The sequence below is a fragment of the Polaromonas sp. P1_G2 genome (assembly GCF_056405515.1).
Genome location: NZ_JBFUBY010001347.1, coordinates 1 through 418 on the forward strand (window position 1 = coordinate 1; position 418 = coordinate 418).

The following is a 418-nucleotide window of genomic DNA, read 5'->3' on the forward strand; positions in this document are numbered from 1 at the left end:
ACTGTTTGCCGATCGACTTGCCGCCGGCCAGGCGCTTGGCCTCGGCCGACGTGCCGGCCAGGGCCATGGCCGTGACCAGCACGGTGGAAAGAATCGCGGACCAGATTTTCGTTTTCATATCGTCTCCTTAATCACACTCAACACTTCAATTTCAATTCAGCGGTTCAATGCCTCAGCACTTGATTCCAACATGCAATGCCACCACACCGCCCGACATGTTGTGATAGTCCACATGGCCGAAACCACCTTTGCGCATCAGGGCTTTAAGTTCTTCCTGGCCCGGATGCATGCGGATGGACTCGGCGAGGTACTGATAGCTTGAGTCGTCGTTGGCCACCAGCTTGCCCAGCCGGGGCAGGACCTTGAAGGAATACCAGTCGTAAATTTTTTCCAGCGGCTTGGCCACTTTGGAGAATTC

The 418-nt window shown here is 55.3% G+C and carries 1 protein-coding gene; it reads right to left on the bottom strand.

Features of this window, described 5'->3' with window-relative positions:
- Positions 1–172: 172 nt before the first annotated feature.
- A partial coding sequence (locus tag AC1D0P_RS30495; RefSeq protein WP_477680147.1) for a class I SAM-dependent methyltransferase occupies positions 173–418 on the bottom strand: 246 nt, incomplete at its 5' end.